This is a genomic window from Collimonas rhizosphaerae (genome assembly GCF_038896935.1).
GTDB classification, from domain to species: domain Bacteria; phylum Pseudomonadota; class Gammaproteobacteria; order Burkholderiales; family Burkholderiaceae_D; genus Collimonas; species Collimonas rhizosphaerae.
Map to the genome: position 1 here is coordinate 157,041 of NZ_JBANDC010000005.1, position 22,181 is coordinate 179,221.

Below are 22,181 nucleotides of genomic sequence, written 5' to 3' on the forward strand. Positions count from 1 at the left end.
ATGAATACTACATATTCTATGACAACAGTTATACTCGCAGTTTGCAAGTCGTGTTTCGGCAGTTTTTTCGCCATTACGGCAGGCCTCACAGCGAACGGTATTAGCCCTCACCTATAAAAAGCCTCGTTTCGTCGGGGCTTTTTTCGTATGTCGCACGCACAAACACCCAAAGCCTACCGGAATGGTTCCCGAGTTAATAATTCGGGTTTTTTGCTGTGTTCAGTTTTGCTGTTTGCAGCTCGTGCAAATCTTTTAAGAGATGCAATGCCTCGTTCATGGGACTCCTTGAATAGACCATCAGGCCGGGTGCTATAGGCGCCGGCATGGAAAAAGTGCGCGCGAAGGATTCCACAAATCGATTGCATGCATTCATTGACTCAAACACGACTTTTGCCAGCCAGGGGTCAAGTGGGGCTAGATTGTTGACGCCTACTTCCTCCGGTGCCCAGCAATTTGCCCAGGAAAATAATTTGTCGGTCGCGTCAATCATAAAACCGCTCTCATCTGTATAAACGTGACCGACCGTTCCGCCGCTATGAATGACTCGGTCCCGCCAATTTCTCAGTTCGGAAAAAATTGGGGCGATTCGGGTGTATTCGGCAGCAACCTCATTAGGTAGAGCCCATTTCTCGGCAATGTACGCTGCGGATCGAATCTCAGTTTTGCCGTTTAAGACCATGTCTGCAAATGATGAAGGTAGCTTTCTTTGCTTCCGTATTTTGTCCTTCTCCAAGTCAAATAAAGTAACCTGCTCTGCCCAAAGAACAGAAAACAGTTCTTGGAGCAAATCGAATATCCCCGTGCAAGCGAGAGTACGTATTCAATCTCCGTCTTCACGTAAGACAACGGGCGGCTTCGGTACCCCAGGACGACGACGCTGACCCCGCCAAGGACCTCTCAAAGGGGTAGGGGGAGTCAAAAGTCTGGAGGGAAACGTCCGCCAGACCGTCCGCTTCGTCAAATTTTTATACCCGCGAAATTAAAAGTTGAAACCTTGGCATTCAGTCGATGAAGGCATCTTGAGCAAACGATGATCGGTCACCAATACAACCACACCAGACCACCGCAGACCTCGTAAATACTAGTGGTTACAAAAACTGCGAGGTCTGACGATGGCTCAAATGGTCTCCGTTTTCGCCCAAATTTCGCCCACGTTTTAAGTCTTTAGAACGTGTGGCTACCTGTGCGCTATCTGCGTAGCCACCCTGGCAACAAAAAGCCCAATCGTTTGATGATTGGGCTTTTTTACATTTAGTTGCGGGGGCAGGATTTGTACGTTATATACCAATACGACTGAAGTAGTGGTTCGCTCTACGGGCGCAGTTTCGGTAGCCGCCAAGTACTGGCTATAGGGTCCACGCCGATTATTTCAGCACCTTGTTATCTTATCGACCAATGCACCGCAATGGCAGGCTATTGCAGTGCTATTTTGGAGAGATTGCTCGCGAATATTTCTTCCCAAATTTCGCGAGTTGATGGTGTTCAAAAGCACCAATCAAATTCGGATACTTAAACCCCTTGGTGATGTGACTGAACATCACATGGTATGCCTCGTCGGCGTTATGAAGGTCAGCTATATCATTTTTTTCCACGGCATAAAGATAAGGGAATATCGAACGTAGGAAATCGAAAAAATCAGGAACCGTGATGCGTTGGAAGGCGTTCAGGCACCAGTGGTTAAGTTCCAAAGCCACAATGGGTTTCGAGCCAGCGATGGTTTGGCTCAGTCCTTCAATTACATCCCTCTCGAAACCTTCAACATCGATTTTAATGAAATCAACTTTATCGATGCCCTCTTGTTTGGTATAGGAATCGCCACGCAAAATCTGAACAGATTCAACGTGAAGGCCTTGCGATACCTGAGCTTTATTCAATACAAAACCTCCTGACCGGTTTTGTGGGGAGAACGCCAGTTCGTAGACGCCTCCGGTCTTTCCCAGTCCAGAATTCACAGGAGTTACATGGCTCATTTTTGCTGCAAAAATATTTTTTCGAAGAAATTGAAATGTTGTCGGAGAAGGTTCGAAGCTAAAGACTTTTTCCGCTTTATCGCCAAACAGAATGGATGTGCATCCGATATTTGCACCAATATCGAAAACAGTATTGTTAGCTTCAATCAATGAATCAAATAGTTTCACCATATCGGGCTCAAATACCCTGCCTATCCGATTTAAATAATTGTCATCCGATGAGATATTGTATTTTTTATCGCCGATCCTGGTCATGATGCGACGCTCTTGACCAACTTCTCCCGTGTCAAACAGCTTCCGGCCATGTACGAGATTTGATACAACGTTGCGGACCAGGCCGGTCTCATCTGACGTAAGATATTTTAGGAATTTTTTCAATATATTTCCGGTAATTTCGATTTGCTATACCTGGGATGCGGATTTGATTCCCGCCGCCTCCACCATTACAATCCGCTCCAAACCACGCCAGGTCTAGTAAACACTAGAAATTAGAAAATCCAGTCGGTCTGGCGAGGGCTGGAATGGTCTCCATTTTCGCCCAAATTTCGCCCACGTTTAAATCTTAGTCAGATTACCGGCGCGACTGCTTTTTTTGAAAAAACCATAAACCAATCGAAGATATTAACGTCAAAATTACAACTGCCTTCCCGTAGCGAAATAACTCAGAGATAGTTGGTAGTGAATAAGCGGCGTTAGTTTGTATCCAACGAACAAATGGAACATATCCTAAGCAAATAAATAAAAATGCCAAAAAATACACAATCAACAATAGTAGAAATATATATATAAAAGCACCAATATCTCGCTTTAACTGCATTTTCATTATTTACCACCATTTGGTTTTCTGTTAACGACCGCGTTAGTTGTATTCCCAGTTGCCTCCTGCAAACCGGCTCCTATTGAATTTCCCGTTACTGACGGAAGGGGATTTTTTGGAACAAACACAGATATTCCATATCCCAGATCTTGCCATTGTTGACGATACCAAGGATTTAAGACGCTATTTAAGCCTTTTTCCGCAGCGGTGCCTAGACCAAAACCAATTATTGTTCCTAGTGCAGCCCCACTCATACCGAGGTTTGGATTTTCTCCTTTAAGTCCGGAACCGGCCAAAGCACCTCCCGTATTCACCAAAAGCGCTGGCACTAATCCCGTTCCAAATGTGAGGGCGCCTGTCAAAGCTCCCATTCCGACATCCAAGGGAGTAATCGCTCCATTATTAAATAGTGCTTGCATAGATGCATTTGCAGTCCCTCCAATTGCCCCGCCTGTCACCATGCTACCGAGCACTGGCACGCCCCCCGCTGTCACCAGACCAAGTCCTATCATTCCACCACCGGCGAGCGCTGCTCCGACAGGATCCTTTTTGATGTTACCAGCGACGAGCTGACTATAGGTTTGTCCAGTATTAGATTGCGCAAGGCCGAGATTATATTCCTGCTGATTTGGCGCGATGTATTGCGAGTTGAATGCATTATTCAAATAATTAAAATCGGTGGTTGACGCGTTACAACTCAACAGCTGGCAACCGATGACCTTTATCACCTGGTAATCGTGAATACCTCCTTCAGCTTGGGAAGTCTGCGCATTTACATTACGCAACTCCTCGGCCACAATTCGACCTTCAGCGGCATCCACCGAAATACCAAGTTTCTGAGCAACCAAACTCGCATACTTCTTGGCTAAGTCATACTGTGATTGATCCAACTGCCGATTGTTCGCCTCAACATTCAGACCGGATGCTGCTCCTGCGCTGCCACCGACGACCGCGCCAAGCGCTGTTGCTGTTACCTGCGCCAATCCCTTCGCAACACTATCCGGCAAGCCCATATTCTCAATGGCCTTGCCGATGGTATCCATCGCCTCCGCCGACACGAATGCCCCAGCGGCCCCGCCAATACCGCCTCCCAGCAAACCGACAGCGGTATGCATGGCGACGCGATTGCTTCCAGACTCATCCCATGTCGCGGCCTCTGCTCGCAAGGATGCGGCTTGCGTAGGATCGGTCTCATCGAGACTCTTTGCCTGGAGATTCAGCTTATTCCTCTGTGTGTCCGCATACTTGCCGATGTCGGTCGTAGCCTGCTGAAGAAATGCTGCACCAATTTGGGCATTCGCGGTCACCTGGTTGTTGAGTTGCTGGCCGTTCCAGTCCTTCGAGATCGAACCGGCATTGGTGACGCCAACATTGTTGTTCACAGCAGCGACCGCTTGCGCTGCCGTCTGTCCCGTCAACGCCTGTTGTGCCTTGTCGTCAGTGATCACCACCGTACCTGCACTGACGCCGCCATAGCTGGTGCCTGAGCTGCTACCATCTTTGCTGCTCACGCCCAACGAACTGCCTTGACCGCCCTGCTGGACCGTCAAGAGATTGGCGCCCTGCGCCGTGCCACCGCCACCGCTGCTGCCGCTGACCCCATAACCACCGCCCACGCTCTGAGCGCTGGCGCTGTAGTGGCTGGTATTCTCGATATTGCTTTGCGTCAGTGTTTGCGTCACCAGCAGGTTGTTATCCGGCGTCGCCGTGCTGGCAATCACGCCGCCTTTCAGATCGGTGTTACCGTTGACGTTCACCACAAAGCCGCCGTCACCCGCCTTGATGCCCGACTGCTGCGTAACGCTGGCGTAATCGCCATCGACCTTGCTCTGGCTGGCATTGATGCTGCCGGACGCACCATAACCGATGGTGACAGTACCGCCGATAGCCTGATCCTTGCTCTTATAGGTGCTGGTGTCTTGCAGACTCTGGATGTTCAGATTGCCCTGGCCGCTGGTGCCGACATTGGCAAACACCTGGTTGCCGCTGGCTACCGCACCTTGGATATTGGTGTCATGTCCCGACGACAGCACGAGGGTATTACCCGCCCCCACATTGCTGTTCACGTTGACGACATCGGTACCGTTGCCATTGCCCCGACTGCCGGAAGCGCTGGCGGTAATCCCGAAAGCAAAGCCGTCCTTCCCATACGTTGCCGCAATCCCGACTGCGCCGCTATTCGAGGAACTGGTCGATTGCTGGGTACTGGTGCTTTGCGCCGCCTTCAGATTGATATCGCCATCGGCTTTTAATAAGGCATCCTGTCCGGCGTTGACATTGCTGCCGATGACATTGATGTCGCTGTCTTTACCGGCCCCAGTCGCCTTGATGGAGAGGTTGCCGCCGGCTTTGACGTTAGAGCCGACCACCGTGCTGCTGCTTTGTGTGCTCTGGCTATTGCTGCTGGACGATCCCACAGTCAGGCTGACCGTAAAGCCGGTGGCCTGACTTTTATCGGTAGCAGCATTTTGAGCGACGCCGTTGTAAGCGTTGTAAGCCATCGACCCGGCTGCCGCACCGGCCAACACCTTCATGCGCGTATCGTCCGTTTTACTGGCCGCATTGCCCATCTGCTGGATGCCCTGGATGGCGGTGATCACCGGCGCCGACACCGCCAGTGTCAAACCGCTCTGGGTATATGCGCTGGTCTGCGTATCGCTGCTGGTGTCCTTGACCCCAACAATGTTGACCTTTTGCGCCGCAATACCAATATCGCCTTTCATGGCAATCACATTGCTGCCGCTCTGATTGTAGGTGTTGCCGGCGTTGATATTGACGTTGCCATCAATACTGCCCACGGTACTGCTGTTATTGGTCGTGGAGGTCGCCGTTTCTGTGCCGTTCTGCGAACGGTTGCCAACTGTGAAACCAATCCCGCCGCTACCCATCAACCCCGATTTCGACTTTTCATGGAGGCCCGTCTCCGTTTGGTTGCTTTGCGACGTCACGATATTGACGTTGTTGCCGGCATTAATGTTCAGGTCGTTGGTCGCCGCAATACCGCTACCGCGCACCGTCACATCGTTGCCGGCGGTCACGTTGACCTGGTTACCCGATACCGTGCTACCCAGTGCGGTGTTCTCGGTCTTGGTGATCACATCATGACTACTGCTGGAGGACAGCAGACCATGGCTATGGCTGCGATCTTCCTGGCTGAAATCGGCATGCGAGATCGATTCACCCAAGGTGACGTTGCCCGTAGCGCCCAAGGTCGCATTACCCAAACCGTCCGCATTCGTTCCTGCCGTGATCGTGCTGGCGGTGAGCGTCAAATCCTTCGCAGTTGCACCTTTGACCAAGACTACATTGCCAGCCGCATCTTGCTGGGCGCCGGCCAACACGGTCGCATTGCCTCCCGCTGTCAAACTGCTGCCGACGGCGTTCTGCATATGTTCGTCAAGAACCTGCGATCCTTCGGTATGGCCGGCCTTGCCTTGGCCTTCCGAGTGATAACTGTTGTTGTCCGTCGCGTTCTGAATAGTGACGTTGCCGCCGGCGGCCACCAGCATATCCTTGCCTGCCGACAGATTGCCCGCTGTCACGGTCAGGTCACCCTTGCTCACCAGACCCAGATTGCCGCCCGCTGCAACCGTGCTGCCGACGGAATGCGTGACTTGCTGGTCGGTCGTGGTGCTCCCGGCCTGCGACACATAATGCGTGCCTGTTGCGACAGTTTCAACATTGATCGCATTACCTGCAGTCAGCATCGCGTTGCCACCGGCGCCGACCTGGGCACCCTGCAAAGTCAGATTCTGGCCGGCGGACATGACCAAATTGTTCGTCGCGGCGATCTTGCCGACCGCACCGACTGCCGTCACCGTCGAGCTGTTGTTGCCGAAGTTGCTGATCGCCGTGTTGGTCACGGATTGATCGAGAATATTGTTGCCCGCAAACAGGCCGACATTACCGCCGGAAAGCGTGCCGCCAATGTTGCTGATGTCGTGATCGGCTGCCAGCAGGAGCTGCTGCTTGCCCGAGATCGTACCGCCTGTATTGATGATGTCCTTACCCTGGATGCTGACCGAATCGCCCGCAATCAAAGCGCCGGTCGGCGTCAAGTCCATATTCTTCGCCAGGTACACCTGCGGCACCAGCACCGTTTGCTGACTGCCGTCCGGCAGAGTCACGGTTTGACTCACTAACCAAACGATGTCAGTGGTCAGCGCCGCCATCTGTGCATCCGACAGCGCCAGGCCCGGCACCATATTGAACTGCTTGGCGTACTGCGCGCCATTGGTCATCAGCGATTTATATTCCTCTTCCGCGTTGGCATAACCATTCAAATAGCGCTTGCCGGTCAGGTTGGTGACCTGGTCCGTGACCAGTTTTTCTTCATAGAAGCCATCACCTAATCTCTTTTGTGTCACTGCCGGATTGATCCCTAGCAAATTGAGCATGTAGTCGCTGGAGATGAAATTGCCGTATTGCGTAAAGCGCGGATCGGTGGCAATCAGATACGGTTGATTCGGCTGCGGCCGCACCGAATACAGTCCGTTAGTCGGCAACACGGTATTCACAGTGCCAGCGCGCGCGCCATCAACAACACGCGCAGCACCCGGGACAACGGTTGGGATACTGCCCACATTACCGCCACCGACCAGGGAAAGCGGCACGATGCCATCACCCAGGCCCAGCGATCCTGCACTCGCACCGACAGGGCGCGTTGAGGCGCCCACACTGTTATTGCTGACTTGACCGCCCGAAATCGATACGGCCTGATTGCTGGTGATCGTGCCGCCCGCCACGCCAATATTCAGCGTAATCGGCGTATTACTCCAGGTTGTCCATTGCACTGGCGGCGCGGGCAAGCTATCTGACGTACCGAATCCAGACTGGTTGGTCGACGTATAAGTGCGCGTCAATTGCGTGCTGGTGTTGACGATCTTGGTATTGTTGCTGCCGTCCGCTGAAGCCACGCCGTCGATGGTCAAATTGCCGCCGGCAGCGATTTGGCCGTTGTCATTGTTGAGCTGCGTCCCGATAGCCATGTGCATGGCACCGCCGGAGGTGATCTTGGCGGGCGTGCCGGTAGTGGAGGCCAGTTGCGTTTCCGTCACCACCTGGTGCGCGATCCGTTGCACCTCGACCGGATAACTTCCCGGGAAATAGGCTTGCACCTTCCGCGTATCGATGCCAATGATGCTGCTCGGGTCGGTGTAGTCTTGATAGGTCTGCAAGCGTACGCAATTGGTGGTGCAGTTGCCGTACTGGTTCGAATAGGTAATCGTCCCTAATACATTGCGATAAATGTAATTGCTGTAATCGGACCAGGCACTGTTGCCAGCGACCTGGTCGGGATTGACCTGGTTGTCTCTGCGGTTCGTAAAGTAGATGACCTGCGTGCCGGCCGTCGGCGTCACGCGTGACTGGCTGCCATACTGGACATCACCGGCGCCATTGGGCAACAGATAGGTCAAACCGCTATTCATCAATCCAAACGCCGAATCGTTGACCGACAGCGTCACGACGGCCTTATAGACCAGATACCCGTCCGGTGTCACCACCGGCGTCACCGATACAATGGATGCCGGATTGAGGTAATAGGCATCATAGAGCTGCGTATTCGGATTACGTGTAGGGGAACTGCCTGGTGCCAGCGAGGTCCACCAGGACGGCATCGTCATCGTCGTCGTGGTATCCGAGGTCGTGACGGTATTGGTCGACACGTTCTGCCGGACGTTGTTGATCTGGTTCGCAGCAATGTTCAAGGTACCGTCGGCTTCGATGGTCGACGACAGGTTGTTGATGGTGCCGGTCTGGTTAAACAGGTAGCCGTTCGCATCCTTGGCGCCATTGGCGGCGATATTTAGATCACCCAAGCTATAGAGCGTCGCACCATTCTGGTTGGTGATCGTGTTGGCTACCCACAGATTGACCTGGTTGACGCCGGCAATGATGGCCGCCGCGCCATCGTTGGTAATCGTATTGGCATTCACGGTCACGGTGTTGCCGATCAGCGTGCCGGTATTGCCAAGCTGGTTGCTGGTCGTATTGACGTTGTTGCCCTCAATGCGCCCAGCATTGACGATGCCGCCGGCGCCGGCATTGACAGTTGTCGTGCCGGTTGTTGTGTCACCTGGATTGCCCGAAGCAATATCAGCACCGGCCGCGTTCCACACATTGGCGGCATTGAGCGAGAGGTTGCCGGCGGCGGCCAAGGTGCCGGTATTGACTAGGTTGCCGGTAGTGGATAGCGTCAGGTTGCGGTTCGCAGTGATCTGGTTGCCAGCATCATTGGTGTAATCTTCCTGCAGGTTGACAACGCCATCACGACCGGCAACGATCTTGCCGTCGCCCGTCAGGGTGGTAACTGCCAGTTGCAAATCCTGGCCGCTGCCGACAGCGCCGTTGGTATTGGTCAGCGTTCCAGTGTTGATCGCTATGCTGCCGATGCCTGCCGGGTTGGCAATGCTGCCGTTCGTATTATCGATACTGGCAGCGGTCAGCGCGACATTCCCGCCGCTGATACCTCCGCCAACATTTTTAAGCGTCGCACCGGCCTGATTGAGTGTCAGCGCGTTGGTGGCGATCAACTGCCCGCCGGTATTGTTGACGCTGTTCGGCGTGTTCAAGTTCAAAGCACCACCGGCGATCACTTGCCCGCCTTGGGTATTCGATAGGGTTGGGGTGGCAATGGTCACGTCACCAGCGCCGCCGATCAGACCGGCGCCAGAAATCGCGGACGGATTCGTATTGGTTATTCCGGTGCTACCTGTAACGGTAGTTTGACCTGTGCCGACATTGATAATCTTGCCATTTGTATTGTCGACCGTGCTGCCGGCTACCTGCAATTGACCGGTAGTACCCAGGGCCTCGATCTTGCCGCCGACGTTCGTCAACGCGCCCTGGGCAGTCGCTGTCACATTGCCCATCGCCTCAGTGGAACCGTTGGTGTTATCGAGCGTACTGGCGGAAGACACGGATAAGTCACCTAATGCGCCAATGGCACCGGCGGCATTATTGATGCTGCCGGCATTCGCCGTCACGGCACCTTTACCGCTGATGCTGCCTGCGGCGTTGTCGAGCGCCTGAGCAACCGTCACGGCAACAGCGCTCGTGCCGAGATTCTGGATTTTACCGGCGGCGTTATTGAGTGCCTGGGCGTTGACCGTCGCCCCTACCGTCGCCCCTTCTATCGTGCCGCCCTGGTTGTTGATCTGTCCGGTATTTGCGTTCACAGCGACCGCCGCACCGCCGATATAACCGCCCTGGCTGTTGTCGACATTGCCTGTGCTGGTGACCGATTCGTTACCGACCGCTGTCAGCTTGCCGCCCTGGTTCGCAATGGAACTGGCCGTGATCGCAGCAGCGCCGTTCGTGCCCAGTACGCCGCCATTATTTGACAGGGCGCCGGTTTGCACCGTCAAGACACCAGCGCCCGTATGGGCGAATGAGCCGTGATCGTTGTTGATGGCCCCTGCCGCCACGGTCACATTATTGGCAACAACACCGATCATACCTGTGCTGTTGTTCAACAGCTGCGACACGTTGATCGTGGCCGTGCCATTGGTGTTGTTCTGGATGATCTTGCCTGCGGCATTGACCAGATTGGTCGCTTCCAGATCGATCGTGCCGGCCCCCAAGGTCCCGCCGCTGTTATCCAGATTGGCAGCAGTGACTTTAACGCTTCTCGGGCTCGTCGTGGTTCCCGCCTGAATGGCGCCGCCGTTGTTGTTCAACTGCGTGCCGGCATTGACCGTCATGGCACTGTTTGATGTCAGTGTGCCGCCGTTATTGTTCAGCGAGGTTGCCGTCAAATCCAGCGTCTGCTGTGCGCTGATAGAACCGTTGTTGGTGGCAGCACCTGCCGTAATGCTGGCCGCGCCGTTGGTCGCAATGGCTCCTTGGGCGTTGGAGAAGGTGCCTGTCTGTATCCTGGCCGTGCCGGTTCCCGCATGATTGATCTGACCGCCGTTATTGCTCAGGCTGCCCGACTGGATCGACAGATTATTGGCGTTGGTGGCGATGGTGCCCGCGTTGTTCAATGCACCGGCAGTCACAATGCTGGTGTCGCCAGTGCCCGATTGCGAAATACTGCCGCCAGTATTGGACAGGCTGCCTGCGTTAATCCCCACCTGTGCGGCATTGATACTGCCCTGGTCATTGATGAGGGCGCCAGTAGCATTGATTGTCGCCGTACCCGCAGCTTGCAGTGTACCGCCCGTTTGATCGATGTCGCCGGCGCGTGCTGTCAGACCGACATTGCGTCCAGCGTTGATTTGTCCATGGGCGAGGTTGATGCTGGCGCCGCCGATCTCAATATCGGTACTCGCCGTATTCTGGCCGGTGGCAGCGATGTTGCCTGATGCTGTCAGGCTGATACTGCCTGCTTGCGTGGTATGCCCGGTCGCATCTACCCCCGCCCCTAATGCGCCAGTCGAATTAATGCTGCCAGAGAACAGGCCCAAGTCACTCTGCGCTGCGACCGTGCCGCTATTGGCAATCTGGCCTGCGCTATAGAGCTGCACAGCCTGCTGCCCGTATAACGTGCCAGTATTCGTGATACCGTCGTTGCCGACAATACGCACCTGGCCGCTGGCTGTCGTCTTGCCGTTCAGGGTAATTACGCCCTGGTTATCGATATTCAGATCCCCAGCTTGGGCGGCGATATTGCCGAGGCTGACGACACCGACACCTGCTTCCGTGCCGACCAGCTTAATCTTATTGGCATACATGCCACCAATGGATGCCACGTCGATGCCGACCGTTGGCTTGCCGTCATCGCCCTGGATCACTTGCACGCCTAGGTCCGCGTAATTGACCGTATTGGCACCAGCTACCACATTGAGATTATTTGCCCACAACTGACCATTCACTGACACCGAACGCGCAATCAGATCCAATTGATCCAGGTTGTTGCCATTCAAGCCGTTTGCGCCGATCTGAATATCGCCGCGTGTTACCCGAAATGCCTGCAGGCTGCCGTCCCCGCCGAATACCGGCGTGCCGGTTGTCAAAACACCCCGCGAGGTATTGATGAATCCGCATCCCGAGCAGGAAATACCGTTTACGTTGGCAATCACCACTTGCGCCTTCTGCCCGGCCACTTCAATATAGCCATTCAGTTGACTGCGACTTGTGCCGGTCACTTCGTTCAAGATAATCCGCGCCGAATTGCCAGGCGTGAGATTCGCATTGCCAGAAATCCAGCCCGCCTGTTGCGTTTGTACGCTGGTCGCAGAATTATTCAGCACCGCGCCTTGGCTGCCGACCGAGAACTGGTTGTACTGATTATGTGACACGCCCGCGCTACTTGGCGCCACGATGTTCACCAAGGGAATGCCGTTGGCGGTTTGGGTGACAGTCGGCCGACGGTTCCCCGCATTCGGATCCGCGACAATCTGTGCAGACACTACCGCGACACCGCCAAAGAGTGCCGCCACGGCAACCGCCAACTGTGCGAAGCGCATCAGTGGGACACCAGTCGCGCTCGACGTGCTGCCGGCTCCCGATCCTTTACCCTGGCTGGTTACGTTCTCCGCCACCGCCATCAACATGCCACGGTTTTTATTAAAAATGACGCGGAAATTTTGCTTGTTCATCTTGGTGTTCCGATTCAGGGTAAAGACAACGCAGGTATTAGTATTGGTAACTCAGGTTGAAACCGACAGCAGGCATGGCAGTACCAAAACCTTGCGGCTTATATAGCGCCCAGCTGGAGAACACGTCATAGCTCAGGCCGAACAAACCGCCGCGCAGACCAAGGGTGGCGCCAGCCAGCTTATTGCCGAGCAAACCTTGGTTAGCGGGTCTGTCAGCTGTTTTCGGCCAGCCACGCACGCTGGGGCCGTAGACCTTCCCATAATCGAGGCCGACATAAGCCGACTGGCCGCTATTGACAATTGGCAGATTCAATTCGTTGCGCAAATAAAATCCGCGTTCGGCAGCGAGGGTCAGCTCCCCGTCGAAACCGCGCACCGTGTACCGGTTGCCGATACTGAACTGATCTGTCAGATTTAATTGCGAACGCGTGAGTTGGCCGCGAAACGTGCCGATATAGGTCAAGGATTGATTGGCGATCTTGAACGGCACACTGAGGGTGGCGTCGATGGTCTGCAAGGTGTAGTGCAGATTGTTTGTGCTAGGGTCTTCCTGGCCTAATATATCCTTGGCATAGGTTTGGCCGTTGAACCAGCTGACACCCCAACGGTTGACCAGCGTCAGATCGAGCTGCGCGCTGCCGAAGTAATGGGTATGCACCCAGGCCAGTTCGGCAAAGGTGGTGTTGCGGTCTTGTGCGGCGATTTCAGTATCGTCAACATAGGAGTGACTCCAGCGCTTGCCGACCTTGAATTGCCAGCTATTCTTTTGCACCTGGTCACGCTGAAATAGTTGCGCAATTTTGAGTTCCAGATTGCGCGACTTGCCGCTGGAAACGAAGGTCTGGTTGGCTCCTGCGACCTCTTGATGATAATCGTACGTGCTGCCGGAAACCGCAAAATTCCAGTAGCCGACCGGGAGTGCGTAGTACACATTGTTCCCGGTCGTACCGCGCTGCCCTGCCTTGCGGTCAGCGTCGGTTGTCACGCCAATGTTGAACAGGTCGTTCAATCCCAGCGGATTGTCGACCGCCAGATTCAAGCCGGCTTGCAGCTTGCCGGTGCCCTTAGCGCCGCTATCGTCCAGCGTACCGGTCAGCTTCCACGGCTTGCTGCGTTTCACGGAAATCACGACATCGCTTTCGCCCGGCGTCTCGCCTGGGAAGATCTGCATGTCCACGTCCTGACTGGGAATCCGTTTCATTTGCTCCAGCCCTTGCTCCAGATCGCGCAAATTGAGCAGCTTGCCGGGGCCGGTCGGGAAAGCGGTTTTCCAGGTGTCATACAAGGTTGGATCGCTAAAGCGGATGGCACGGATCACGCCAGGCACAAGCACCAGCTTCAGGACACCTCCAGCGATGTCCTGCCCTGGAATACCAATACGGGTCGTGCTGTAACCTTTGCTCAAGATCAAGGCAGTCAGGCGTTTGACGATCAGATCTAAACCGTTTTTGCCGACACAGGCGCCATCGTAGCGGCGAAGGTAATCTTGAGCGAAGCGGAAGTGATCAAACGGCAGATCGCTGGCGCCGGCAGCGCGAATCGCGGGCGATAACTGCGCTGGCACGTCCAGGACGAATTGATGAATAGTGAAACATGGGGATTCGGTCGGCAGCGCAAGGCTGTCTATCTCTTCCACTGGCGCAGCACTTTGCAAATTGACATTCGGCGCCTGCAACTGGCGTTGCCTCTCCTGCGCTTCGGCCTGACTGCGGCGGCGCTGTTCTTCGCTGTCCGGCGTCTGTACTGATTGTGCATGCGCGATGGGCATGGCGCCAACCAATAGCAAAGCCAGGCTAACGCCCTTGGCAAAATCGCACAGGTTCCCCTTACGTCTAAAACGCTTCCCCATTTCCCTTGCTTTCTTTGTTGTTTTTGTTCGGAAAGGAGAAGTGTAGTGAGGACTTGAATGTTATTTGTTAACTAACGATAAAATTTTGCAAAGGTTGACATTAGTGCCCCAAATTCGTGCTATTTAGTTGCATCAAAACAACGACTTTTCCGCAAGGAAATAATATCTACATGCTATCGATGATTCGATGTCCATGGGAATACCGCACAAAATGCGTTATTTTGCGTCAAGCTGATGCAGCCAATTTCCCCGCGAACCCCGCGCACCCTAAAGATTTGGCGTTTTACCAATTTGCGTTAAAAGCAGTGCATTTAACCCCCACCGCAGGCGTGGGGGGACTGGATTGTGACATGAAGCTGTTGGAGTAATTGCCTTGCCCGCAGAACATCGCGGTGACAAGGGCCGTTGTGCCGTCGACGGTAGCCTAATGGCACAGGCGAGACAGGTAGTCCGGCCGTTGACGAAAGTTTCTCAACGAGTAGCTCGTTTTCCAACACCCGACAGGTAGGTCTCGACCCTAAGGCGACACTGACGATTCTCGATACCGGACGTTCAAAGGGCTAAGGAAATGAAACGTCGAAGAATTGGCTTACGAAATAAAATCTCAGGCTGCGATGTATTTCTGCATAAACACGCTCAGTGGGTCGTTCGTGTAATCGCCAAACGGTCCTCGGCGCTCATAGCCTGCTGAGTCATACAGAGCCAGCGCTTCATGTTGATACGGCCCGGTTTCGAGTTTGAGCAACTTACAGCCAGAACCGATTGCCTGTGACTCGAGCAGGGCCAGGAGTTTCTTGGCGACGCCTTGCCCTCGGCCGCGAGGACTAACATACATGCGTTTGAGTTCGCCAAATTCAGGGCAGAGGACTATCGCCCCACAGCCGATTGCCTGACCGGTACTATCTCTCGCCACGGCAAACAGGACATTGGGTTGCTTCAACGATGCCAGATCCAGGGCGTGCCTGCTCTCTGGCGGGTAAAGGGTATCCTGGTAAGCATCCAGATCGGCGATGAGGGCGATCACTTCGGGTTGATCGGGTGATTCGAAAGCGATAATGGTGAGAGATGTCATTCGAATAAAAGAGAAAAGTTAACTGATGTCCGGTATTGGCCGGTGGACTGATTAGGAGGTAACACGAACTTCCGATTTTGGCCGTTTTTTGCCATTAGCGTTCCCAGTGTGCGTTCAAGAAGCTAACGCCATAAAAAAATCCACATACAAGAATCATGATCGTAACCATTATTGCCAAACGGTACTTCGATTGGTCGATTCTTTCACCTAACTTGTCCATCGATCTTAAATATCTAAACTCTCGATATTTAAACAACCATTCTCCAGCGATCTCAAGCGGAATTGGTAAGAAAATTAATGCAATCCAACCAAGCGCGGATTTGGGAAGCTCCGGCCAGCCCATGAGTAAATTCAACGGAAACAATACAAGGCTTAGCACACAGTATGTGAAAAAAAGGCGGGTAAGTCGCATTTAATAACCTCATGAACGTTTAGACTTTACTGGTTCCCGATGCCATTTTTCTTGGGAAGTCCATCGGCCGCTTATGGCCGAATTGAGCCGGTCGCGACCGCCCCATAGCGGTCATTTTCTATTTCGTTGAGCGGTCAGTACTGCATTTTGTTATCGCCTATTTTTGCCAATGAGCCAAAAGTCGACCAATACTTTCGCATGTACTCAGGCAAATGACGCTGACTTAAGAGAGAAAGATTTACTGTGAATTTTTCTTGTTTCCCATCATTCTTTACTGTGTGCCGAACCACAAGAAACGGCGCCATAAATCCCGTCGTGTTTATGCTTTCTATTGAAACCCAAGGGTAAACCCGGTTGGCATATTGACAGCCTGCCCGGCAAATTTTCACAGCCGGGTCTTCAATATTTATTAATATCGCAGCTGTACTCTTCGCTTTTAATCCAAAAAATATTGTGAACGGTAGAAATATTACGCCTAACAGAATTGCTGCCGAAGAATCACTGGCCTGCTTTACCGGAGACCAAAGCCACAGAAAATTAAGTCCTAGCATGGCGACCGTTAGGGAGGTGAATATCACGACGTCCCATAACACGCTCCATTTCGAATAAAAAAAATCCATACTCTCAGGTAAATCCGACCGCGCTTCTATTTCCGCCACTGCCTTCGACCAGTCTGAAGCACCTATCCCCATCCGAATACCTTTTTATTTTATTAAAAAAATTTCTATGTCTGCTTTTGGCCGACACCGGTCGCAGCCCGTGTATTTTGTGGCGCTAATGGACCATCATGCCACCACCACCAAGGATAAAGCCTGTCCTAATGCCCGTGAGCTCGCTTGTTATGGGGCTCTGCGATAGCTGGTTTGGGCTCTGCCGGTGGGTGGCGAACCACGACAACTGATTCGTCCGGCTCGAACCAGAATTCACCGTGGGGGCCGTCGAGACGGCCCGTAATCAGCTGAATCAGTCCATCCACCGAATTGACCTGGGTGATAGCTTCCCAGGCGTAGGTTGGGTGTTTGCCAGTGCCAACAAGTCCGTTGTAAATAATATCGCCGATCCTGACGTTGTCAGCGGCTACAGTGATCCTAGTTGTCATGCCAATTCACTCCTAAACCGTCCGCAGCCCGATTGCGGCCCTTGCTTAGATCATGCTCCCCTCCGATCATTCCCGCTACGATATTTCGATCCTGTCCCAGCTAAGTTGACGCCGCCACGCAGAATGCCGGCACCCTGAGGCGTTGCTGACGGTCAGTTGGCAGACGACAGAGATCACCGAATGACCGGAGCTGGCCGGACTCGGTCATTCGCGAAAGACCGAATCCACCACCCACTGCGGGCGGTCAAGGATTGCACTGACATTTAGTTGATCCCCCACCTTTGGATGATTGAGTTCGCGTAAAAATCGAAACTAGCTGACCAGACTGGTTTTTCGTTGCACAATATTTTTTACACGATTGTTCTGGCGTGGGAATATCGAACAAATAAAGAAAATATGAAAACGCAAGGGTCAACACTATTGGCACGGTAAATCCGATTGCAATAATCGCCGGTACGGGAATCGCGTATTTGTTTTTCATGTCATTCTTCGTATTTTTTTACCGGCCTGATTGCAGGCATCATATTGAATTTAATGGATACGTGAGTGCCTTGTCGCCTGACCTCACCATTGGCGAACGTCGTCTGCCGACCCAATCCGGTAGTTCGTTCTGCGGGAAGGTAGGTGGCTAACACTGCAAACAAAATGGTCTACAAATTAAAACATGCGTCAATTCCCCAGAACTCGATTTGAATGCCAAGAAAGATAAATGCCGCACCCACGAACACAAAGAATATGGCAGCGACTACCGAGCGGCCCGCAAGGCCATACGTGCCGAACATAAGCGGAAGTGCTGTGCCTGTAAACAATGCGAAAAGAAATGGCACGAGGGCATAACTCTCTAGCTGCAGTGCACGCACAGGGTCTCCGTATGAACCGCCTTTAGCGTCTCCCGCGCATCCAGCGGAGTACAACAGCCATAGGTAGGCTGAAAATCCAGCTATCACCACGACAAACGAGGCTGCCATGCTGAAGTTTCGCGTTGTTGGAGTCATTATTTTTTGTTCCTGACGATTGGTGTTCAGAACTTGGATGAATGGGGGCATACGTTCATCAAAAACGCGGCTACCTGTAGTCATACAGTTGCGGCTCATTTGTGCGGTCGCGATGGCCCATGTGCGTGGGTGAAACCGCAGCGTGGACACGACTGGACGTCGAGTAACCAAACTAGCCATCCGCCAATAGCTTTCTTGGATAACGAGTGCCACAGAAGGCTCAAACCGCAATCCGGACAACGAATGGCCAGTGAGCCGGCAATCAGCGTGATTAAACCAAGTGCTATCGCGCCGAGTTGAGCGGTTGAGGCTTCGATGCCTAAGTACACACCGATGCGTGCTCTTGCGAACTGCGAAGTCAGAACGAATGTGGCTGAAAGTGCGCACAACCAGAGCTTCCAGCGCTGTGTTGCTACGAGTGGCACAAGGTTGGATGAGCTCATGATGTCTTAATGGGAAATTGGGTGTGTTGCGGTTTGAATCTACGCCAGGCGTTTGGAAGGCAGCTCCTGCTCCTCCCCTCTCCCACAAGTTTATGAGTACATGCAACCAGAGTTGATAAAGCTGCTTACTGCGAAAGCTGGTCGATTTCTAATGCCAACGTAAGCGGGCTCCCCTATGACGACAACCAGCGTAGAACCGATCTAAACGTCATTTCTTTCGACCCCGCCATAATAGAACTGTGCTGCCCAGAAAAATAACGGTAAATATAACGAATAACGTCCCCCATAGCTCGACGTTACTGCGTGCGCGACTACCAGTAAAGAGCATCGCTCCTTGAAGAACTCCAGCAACACAGTAAAGTGCAGTTAACAGTGAAGCGAAAGATGTTAGCCAGAGTATGCCTGACTTCATTTTTTCTCCTCCCATGCAGCTCCGAGCAAGGCATTGAGTGTGGCGGCAACATCGGTTTCAAACGCACCGGCCTTTCCTGCATCGTAGGCTTCTCTCCATGTGTCATAGCCTTCCTTGAAATTCGGCACCGACGATGACCTGCGTAAAAGCTTCGTGACGCTTCGCTGTATAGCAGCGCTCCGAAACGGTAAATGCGGTATGTCCGTGACGATATTTCCCTTTAGTGGATTACGCATTCGGATTCCGTCTATTCTGACGTGAATCACTTGCCCAAGGTCTTTATACTGCTCAATCTTGAGCACCGTAAGCGTTGAATCGCTCTCGCCGGGACGCGTCGTGTATGCCCATACCTGCATTTGCGGAGTAGTGAGAGCCGAGCTTGGCGTTATTTCAAAAGCCGTGGCTAGCCCGCGTCCGTCAGGGGACGGAACTTTGATTGAGGGAACCGCGACAATTTTCCGTCGACGCGGTCGGCGCGAAGGTAACTGCGGCGAAAGCAGCTTGTCCTTTAGGGCCGAAAGAACTGCGCTGCGACGTATAGCGGGGGCACCACTCCATTTATTGAGGTCGCGCCCACTCTCAATCACATCAATGGCGCGAGTCTGAACTTCTTGCACAAGGCAACCATACTTCCACTGGGTCGCGGCGAGGGCCAACCAAAACGTCGGCCCGTCATCAACATCGTTGATTGCGATAGACCAAGACTGCACTAGTGACTGGGTTGCGTCGGCAGCGCTAGCGCCACAGACCAATAGCTCGGTAAATTCGTCGCGTACATCGGACGCCACGTCGTCCGCAAAAAGAGAGGTGCTGGAGGTGCCCATATCTGTATTAATTGCTCATTAAATTGAACGTCTGATTCTGGCCGTTTTGAGCCGGCCGCAACGGGTCGATTTCACCCCTAAGCCGCCTATCGAGTTTCTCCGAAGGGACATTCATATCGGACGTCACGGGTTCTTTTGACTAGAACGAGTTGCCGACTCTTCTAGCTCAATAATTCGAGTTACTCTTCCTCTACCGATGGTTCGTGCGCCCTCTCGAATTTCGAACGTCATATCTGGATAAATCTTCCCAAGGTGTTCTGCCGGGCTCAGGAACCCCAAAAAAGCTCTGACGGTATCCCCGGGATTGGCTTGTTTGACGTCAGGGTAAATGTGCCTAGCATCCCAATCACGCCCATCGTAGTAAAACTGTGGCCGATAGTCATCAAATGCAGGAGAACTCCTTCCGCCTTCCGCAGGCGTTAAAAAGTAAATTTCCGCTTCGATATCGTATGGAATTTTCATCATAATTTGAGCCAATTATCAAGCATTGGTGAATGTGCCGCCGCTACTCAATGCCGTAGCTGGCCCGACCGATCGAAATTGGCCGGTAGAGGTTAATAATGAGTTGCAACTTGCTCCCCCACAACCGACATTCGTAAATTTTGCAGGTGGAATTTCAACGCAGCGTTGAACTGGCGATTGCACGTCGATGCAGAAGAAATAATTACCTTCGCATCCAATCGTCATGGTCTTAGGCCTTAATTTAATCTGATGCTGAAGTCAGCCAAGGAAGCGCGCTCCACTGCCACCAATCAGCGACGATATAAGCATCAATATGAAGAAACCGCATAGTCGTATGAGCGCCATTACCTTTTCCCCTTTCCCTCGGCTACGCACCAGGTAATACGGGATGGTTACAACCGACACAAAGAGGATGCCGCCGACCAGCCATGTTGAACGCTTATAGGCATGCGCTTTTGTGTCATTGTGAAACCAGGCAAAAATAAGAAAGAGGAACACGGCGCCCGCGCCAAATTGCAGCCATGCAGGTGCAGGATATCCGCGCAATTGCAGGTGTGTGTAAATTCCCTCTATCAGCCCGATTAATAACAATAGGCAAACAAGCGCTATTTTTTCATTCGGATAAGGTTGGTCATTGAGGGGCTTGCCGGTGTGATGTGTTGCGTGCGAGCGAATCAATTGCGTCGCGATTATTCCTGTCCCGATTATTCTACCTCCCAGCGAATAGTAGAAGGCATTCATCAACATCGAAAGCGCCTGGATTCCGTACTGATTCCATGCTGAATAAGTGGCGCCCAGAAAATAGAATAAACACGATATCAGCAATACCGGAATAGCGCTGATTCTATTTCTCAGAGCCTGAACCCCACCGATTGCCGACGTTAGCGCGCAGAGAAAACCAAAAAATTGGTTCGCGCTATCCATGCCTGGGAAATATAGCCGCAAAGATTCGGAAAAATAAAGTGCCACGGTCCCCGCGAACGAGGCAAGGCCCAAAACTATAAAGCATATTGAAATCAATTTTGTGACCAAGGTCATTTTTTATAGCTCGCAATTTAGAGTTGGCATGACACGGAGCATGAATATTTCAATATCTCACCTTGTAACATATTAAGCAGAAGACGTTGTACGCTTGCTTATCGTAATCGTCGCGAGCGTTCGGTTCATAGCGGAAGCACCATTGGCTGCTGCCCGTTGCGGGTCATTCCTAGTACAAGGATGGTTCCAATGTGCAACGTCGAATTCTTACCGTCGCCGTACACATGCGGTCGATAATTTACTGACAGGTATGGTTTTTCATAATTTGTTCAACGTCTTGCTCGTCGGTTGCCAAGTCAATTTTAAAAGGAGTATTGTGGGAGCTACACACGACTAAACAACGCCCATCGTGTCCAAGTAACTTTACTCCTGCATGGACTTTTACGACACTTTCGACTGTTTTTGGTGACCCGCCCAACGCCGCTGAAAATTGTACGAAGTTCGGTCCCGCACCCATGAATTGACCATCATTCACGACCGACTCCCGCCATTCTTCCCGCCAGACCTGCATACTGCCAATCACTTCAATTGGTTCGTCAAACTCGTTCCAGGCAACCTTATAATCTGGTGGAAGTTCATATAGCCTGATGGGGAAGACTTCGAACCACTTCCCTACGACAACCTCATCCGTCGCAAAATTAACTACTTCATCTGTATCAAGAAGAAGTGCTACGAAACTGTATTCTGCAACAAATGCACGCACCAGTCGCCCAGTCAGCGATACTGGATTGTCATAGGAAGTCACAACGTTTGTATAGATCATTATTTAAATTATCGAGAGACGTTACCATCTTAAACAGAGCTTCGTCGCGCGTTACAAAAAACATTGTCGGTGTTCCGGCACCAAGCACATGTAGTGGTTGGCAGGCTTCCACTTGTATCCAGAACGCATTTGTTAAGTCGTTGCTTGCGTCGAGCGGTGCAAATCCAAAGTGATTTACAAATGCGCGACAGTGGCCGATTGCTCCAGAACTATCGTACACGTACCATTCGTCAAAACCCGGCATGGGCAATTGGGAAACCTCTGAAATCTGTGGGCTAATCGCCATTCCGTGTTGGTCGTGCCATCCGGTTTTTATCTCGGCGTCTGTCGGTCTGTATGATCCGCTATCGCAAGATGCGATAGCTGCATATCGTCCCACAACTATTTCTGGAAAGCGATCAATTAGGTCCTTAAGAGAAGGATCCTGGCCCTCAGTCCACTCCACAACCCAATAGCCAGATTGAAAGCCTGCACGCATAATGT

General features: G+C 52.6%; 12 protein-coding genes. All 12 read right to left on the reverse strand.

From position 1 onward, the window contains the following. Positions 1–193 precede the first annotated feature (193 nt). The 12 genes from V8G57_RS08890 to V8G57_RS08945 all read right to left on the reverse strand — a co-directional run bounded on the left by V8G57_RS08890 (position 194) and on the right by V8G57_RS08945 (position 22,176). Entirely contained in the window at positions 194–787 is a 594-nt protein-coding gene (locus V8G57_RS08890; RefSeq protein ID WP_342829044.1) for a hypothetical protein, read from the reverse strand. A 637-nt stretch (positions 788–1,424) separates the two neighbouring features. After that, positions 1,425–2,348: an FkbM family methyltransferase gene (locus tag V8G57_RS08895; RefSeq protein ID WP_342829045.1), complete on the reverse strand. Its 924-nt coding sequence runs from the start codon at positions 2,346–2,348 to the stop codon at positions 1,425–1,427. A gap of 444 nt (positions 2,349–2,792) precedes the next feature. After that, positions 2,793–12,329, reverse strand: a complete 9,537-nt coding sequence (locus V8G57_RS08900; protein WP_342829047.1) for a hemagglutinin repeat-containing protein — start codon at positions 12,327–12,329, stop codon at positions 2,793–2,795. Positions 12,330–12,366: 37 nt separating this feature from the next. Further along, complete coding sequence (locus tag V8G57_RS08905; RefSeq protein WP_342829048.1) at positions 12,367–14,178, reverse strand: ShlB/FhaC/HecB family hemolysin secretion/activation protein; 1,812 nt, start codon at positions 14,176–14,178, stop codon at positions 12,367–12,369. Between the two features lie 604 nt (positions 14,179–14,782). Further along, positions 14,783–15,250 (reverse strand): GNAT family N-acetyltransferase, encoded by a 468-nt coding sequence (locus tag V8G57_RS08910; protein WP_342829049.1) that lies wholly within the window; start codon positions 15,248–15,250, stop codon positions 14,783–14,785. A 546-nt stretch (positions 15,251–15,796) separates the two neighbouring features. Beyond that, positions 15,797–16,354, reverse strand: a complete 558-nt coding sequence (locus V8G57_RS08915) for a hypothetical protein (protein WP_342829050.1) — start codon at positions 16,352–16,354, stop codon at positions 15,797–15,799. A 1,057-nt stretch (positions 16,355–17,411) separates the two neighbouring features. Beyond that, positions 17,412–17,840 carry a hypothetical protein gene (locus V8G57_RS08920; protein ID WP_342829051.1) on the reverse strand — a complete coding sequence of 143 codons (429 nt, stop codon included), beginning with the start codon at positions 17,838–17,840 and terminating at the stop codon, positions 17,412–17,414. A 767-nt stretch (positions 17,841–18,607) separates the two neighbouring features. Beyond that, a complete protein-coding gene (locus V8G57_RS08925) occupies positions 18,608–19,435 on the reverse strand; it encodes a hypothetical protein (RefSeq protein WP_342829052.1) in 828 nt (275 codons plus the stop codon). A 123-nt stretch (positions 19,436–19,558) separates the two neighbouring features. Continuing rightward, positions 19,559–19,900, reverse strand: coding sequence for an EF-Tu C-terminal domain-related protein (locus V8G57_RS08930; protein WP_342829053.1), 342 nt, complete (start codon positions 19,898–19,900; stop codon positions 19,559–19,561). A 255-nt stretch (positions 19,901–20,155) separates the two neighbouring features. Next, on the reverse strand, positions 20,156–20,935 hold the full coding sequence (locus tag V8G57_RS08935; protein ID WP_342829054.1) for a hypothetical protein: 780 nt from the start codon (positions 20,933–20,935) through the stop codon (positions 20,156–20,158). Positions 20,936–21,173: 238 nt separating this feature from the next. After that, a complete protein-coding gene (locus V8G57_RS08940; protein WP_342829055.1) occupies positions 21,174–21,698 on the reverse strand; it encodes a hypothetical protein in 525 nt (174 codons plus the stop codon). Further along, a complete protein-coding gene (locus V8G57_RS08945) occupies positions 21,667–22,176 on the reverse strand; it encodes a hypothetical protein (protein ID WP_342829056.1) in 510 nt (169 codons plus the stop codon). The genes V8G57_RS08940 and V8G57_RS08945 overlap by 32 nt, the downstream gene beginning before the upstream one ends. Between the last annotated feature and the right edge of the window lie 5 nt (positions 22,177–22,181).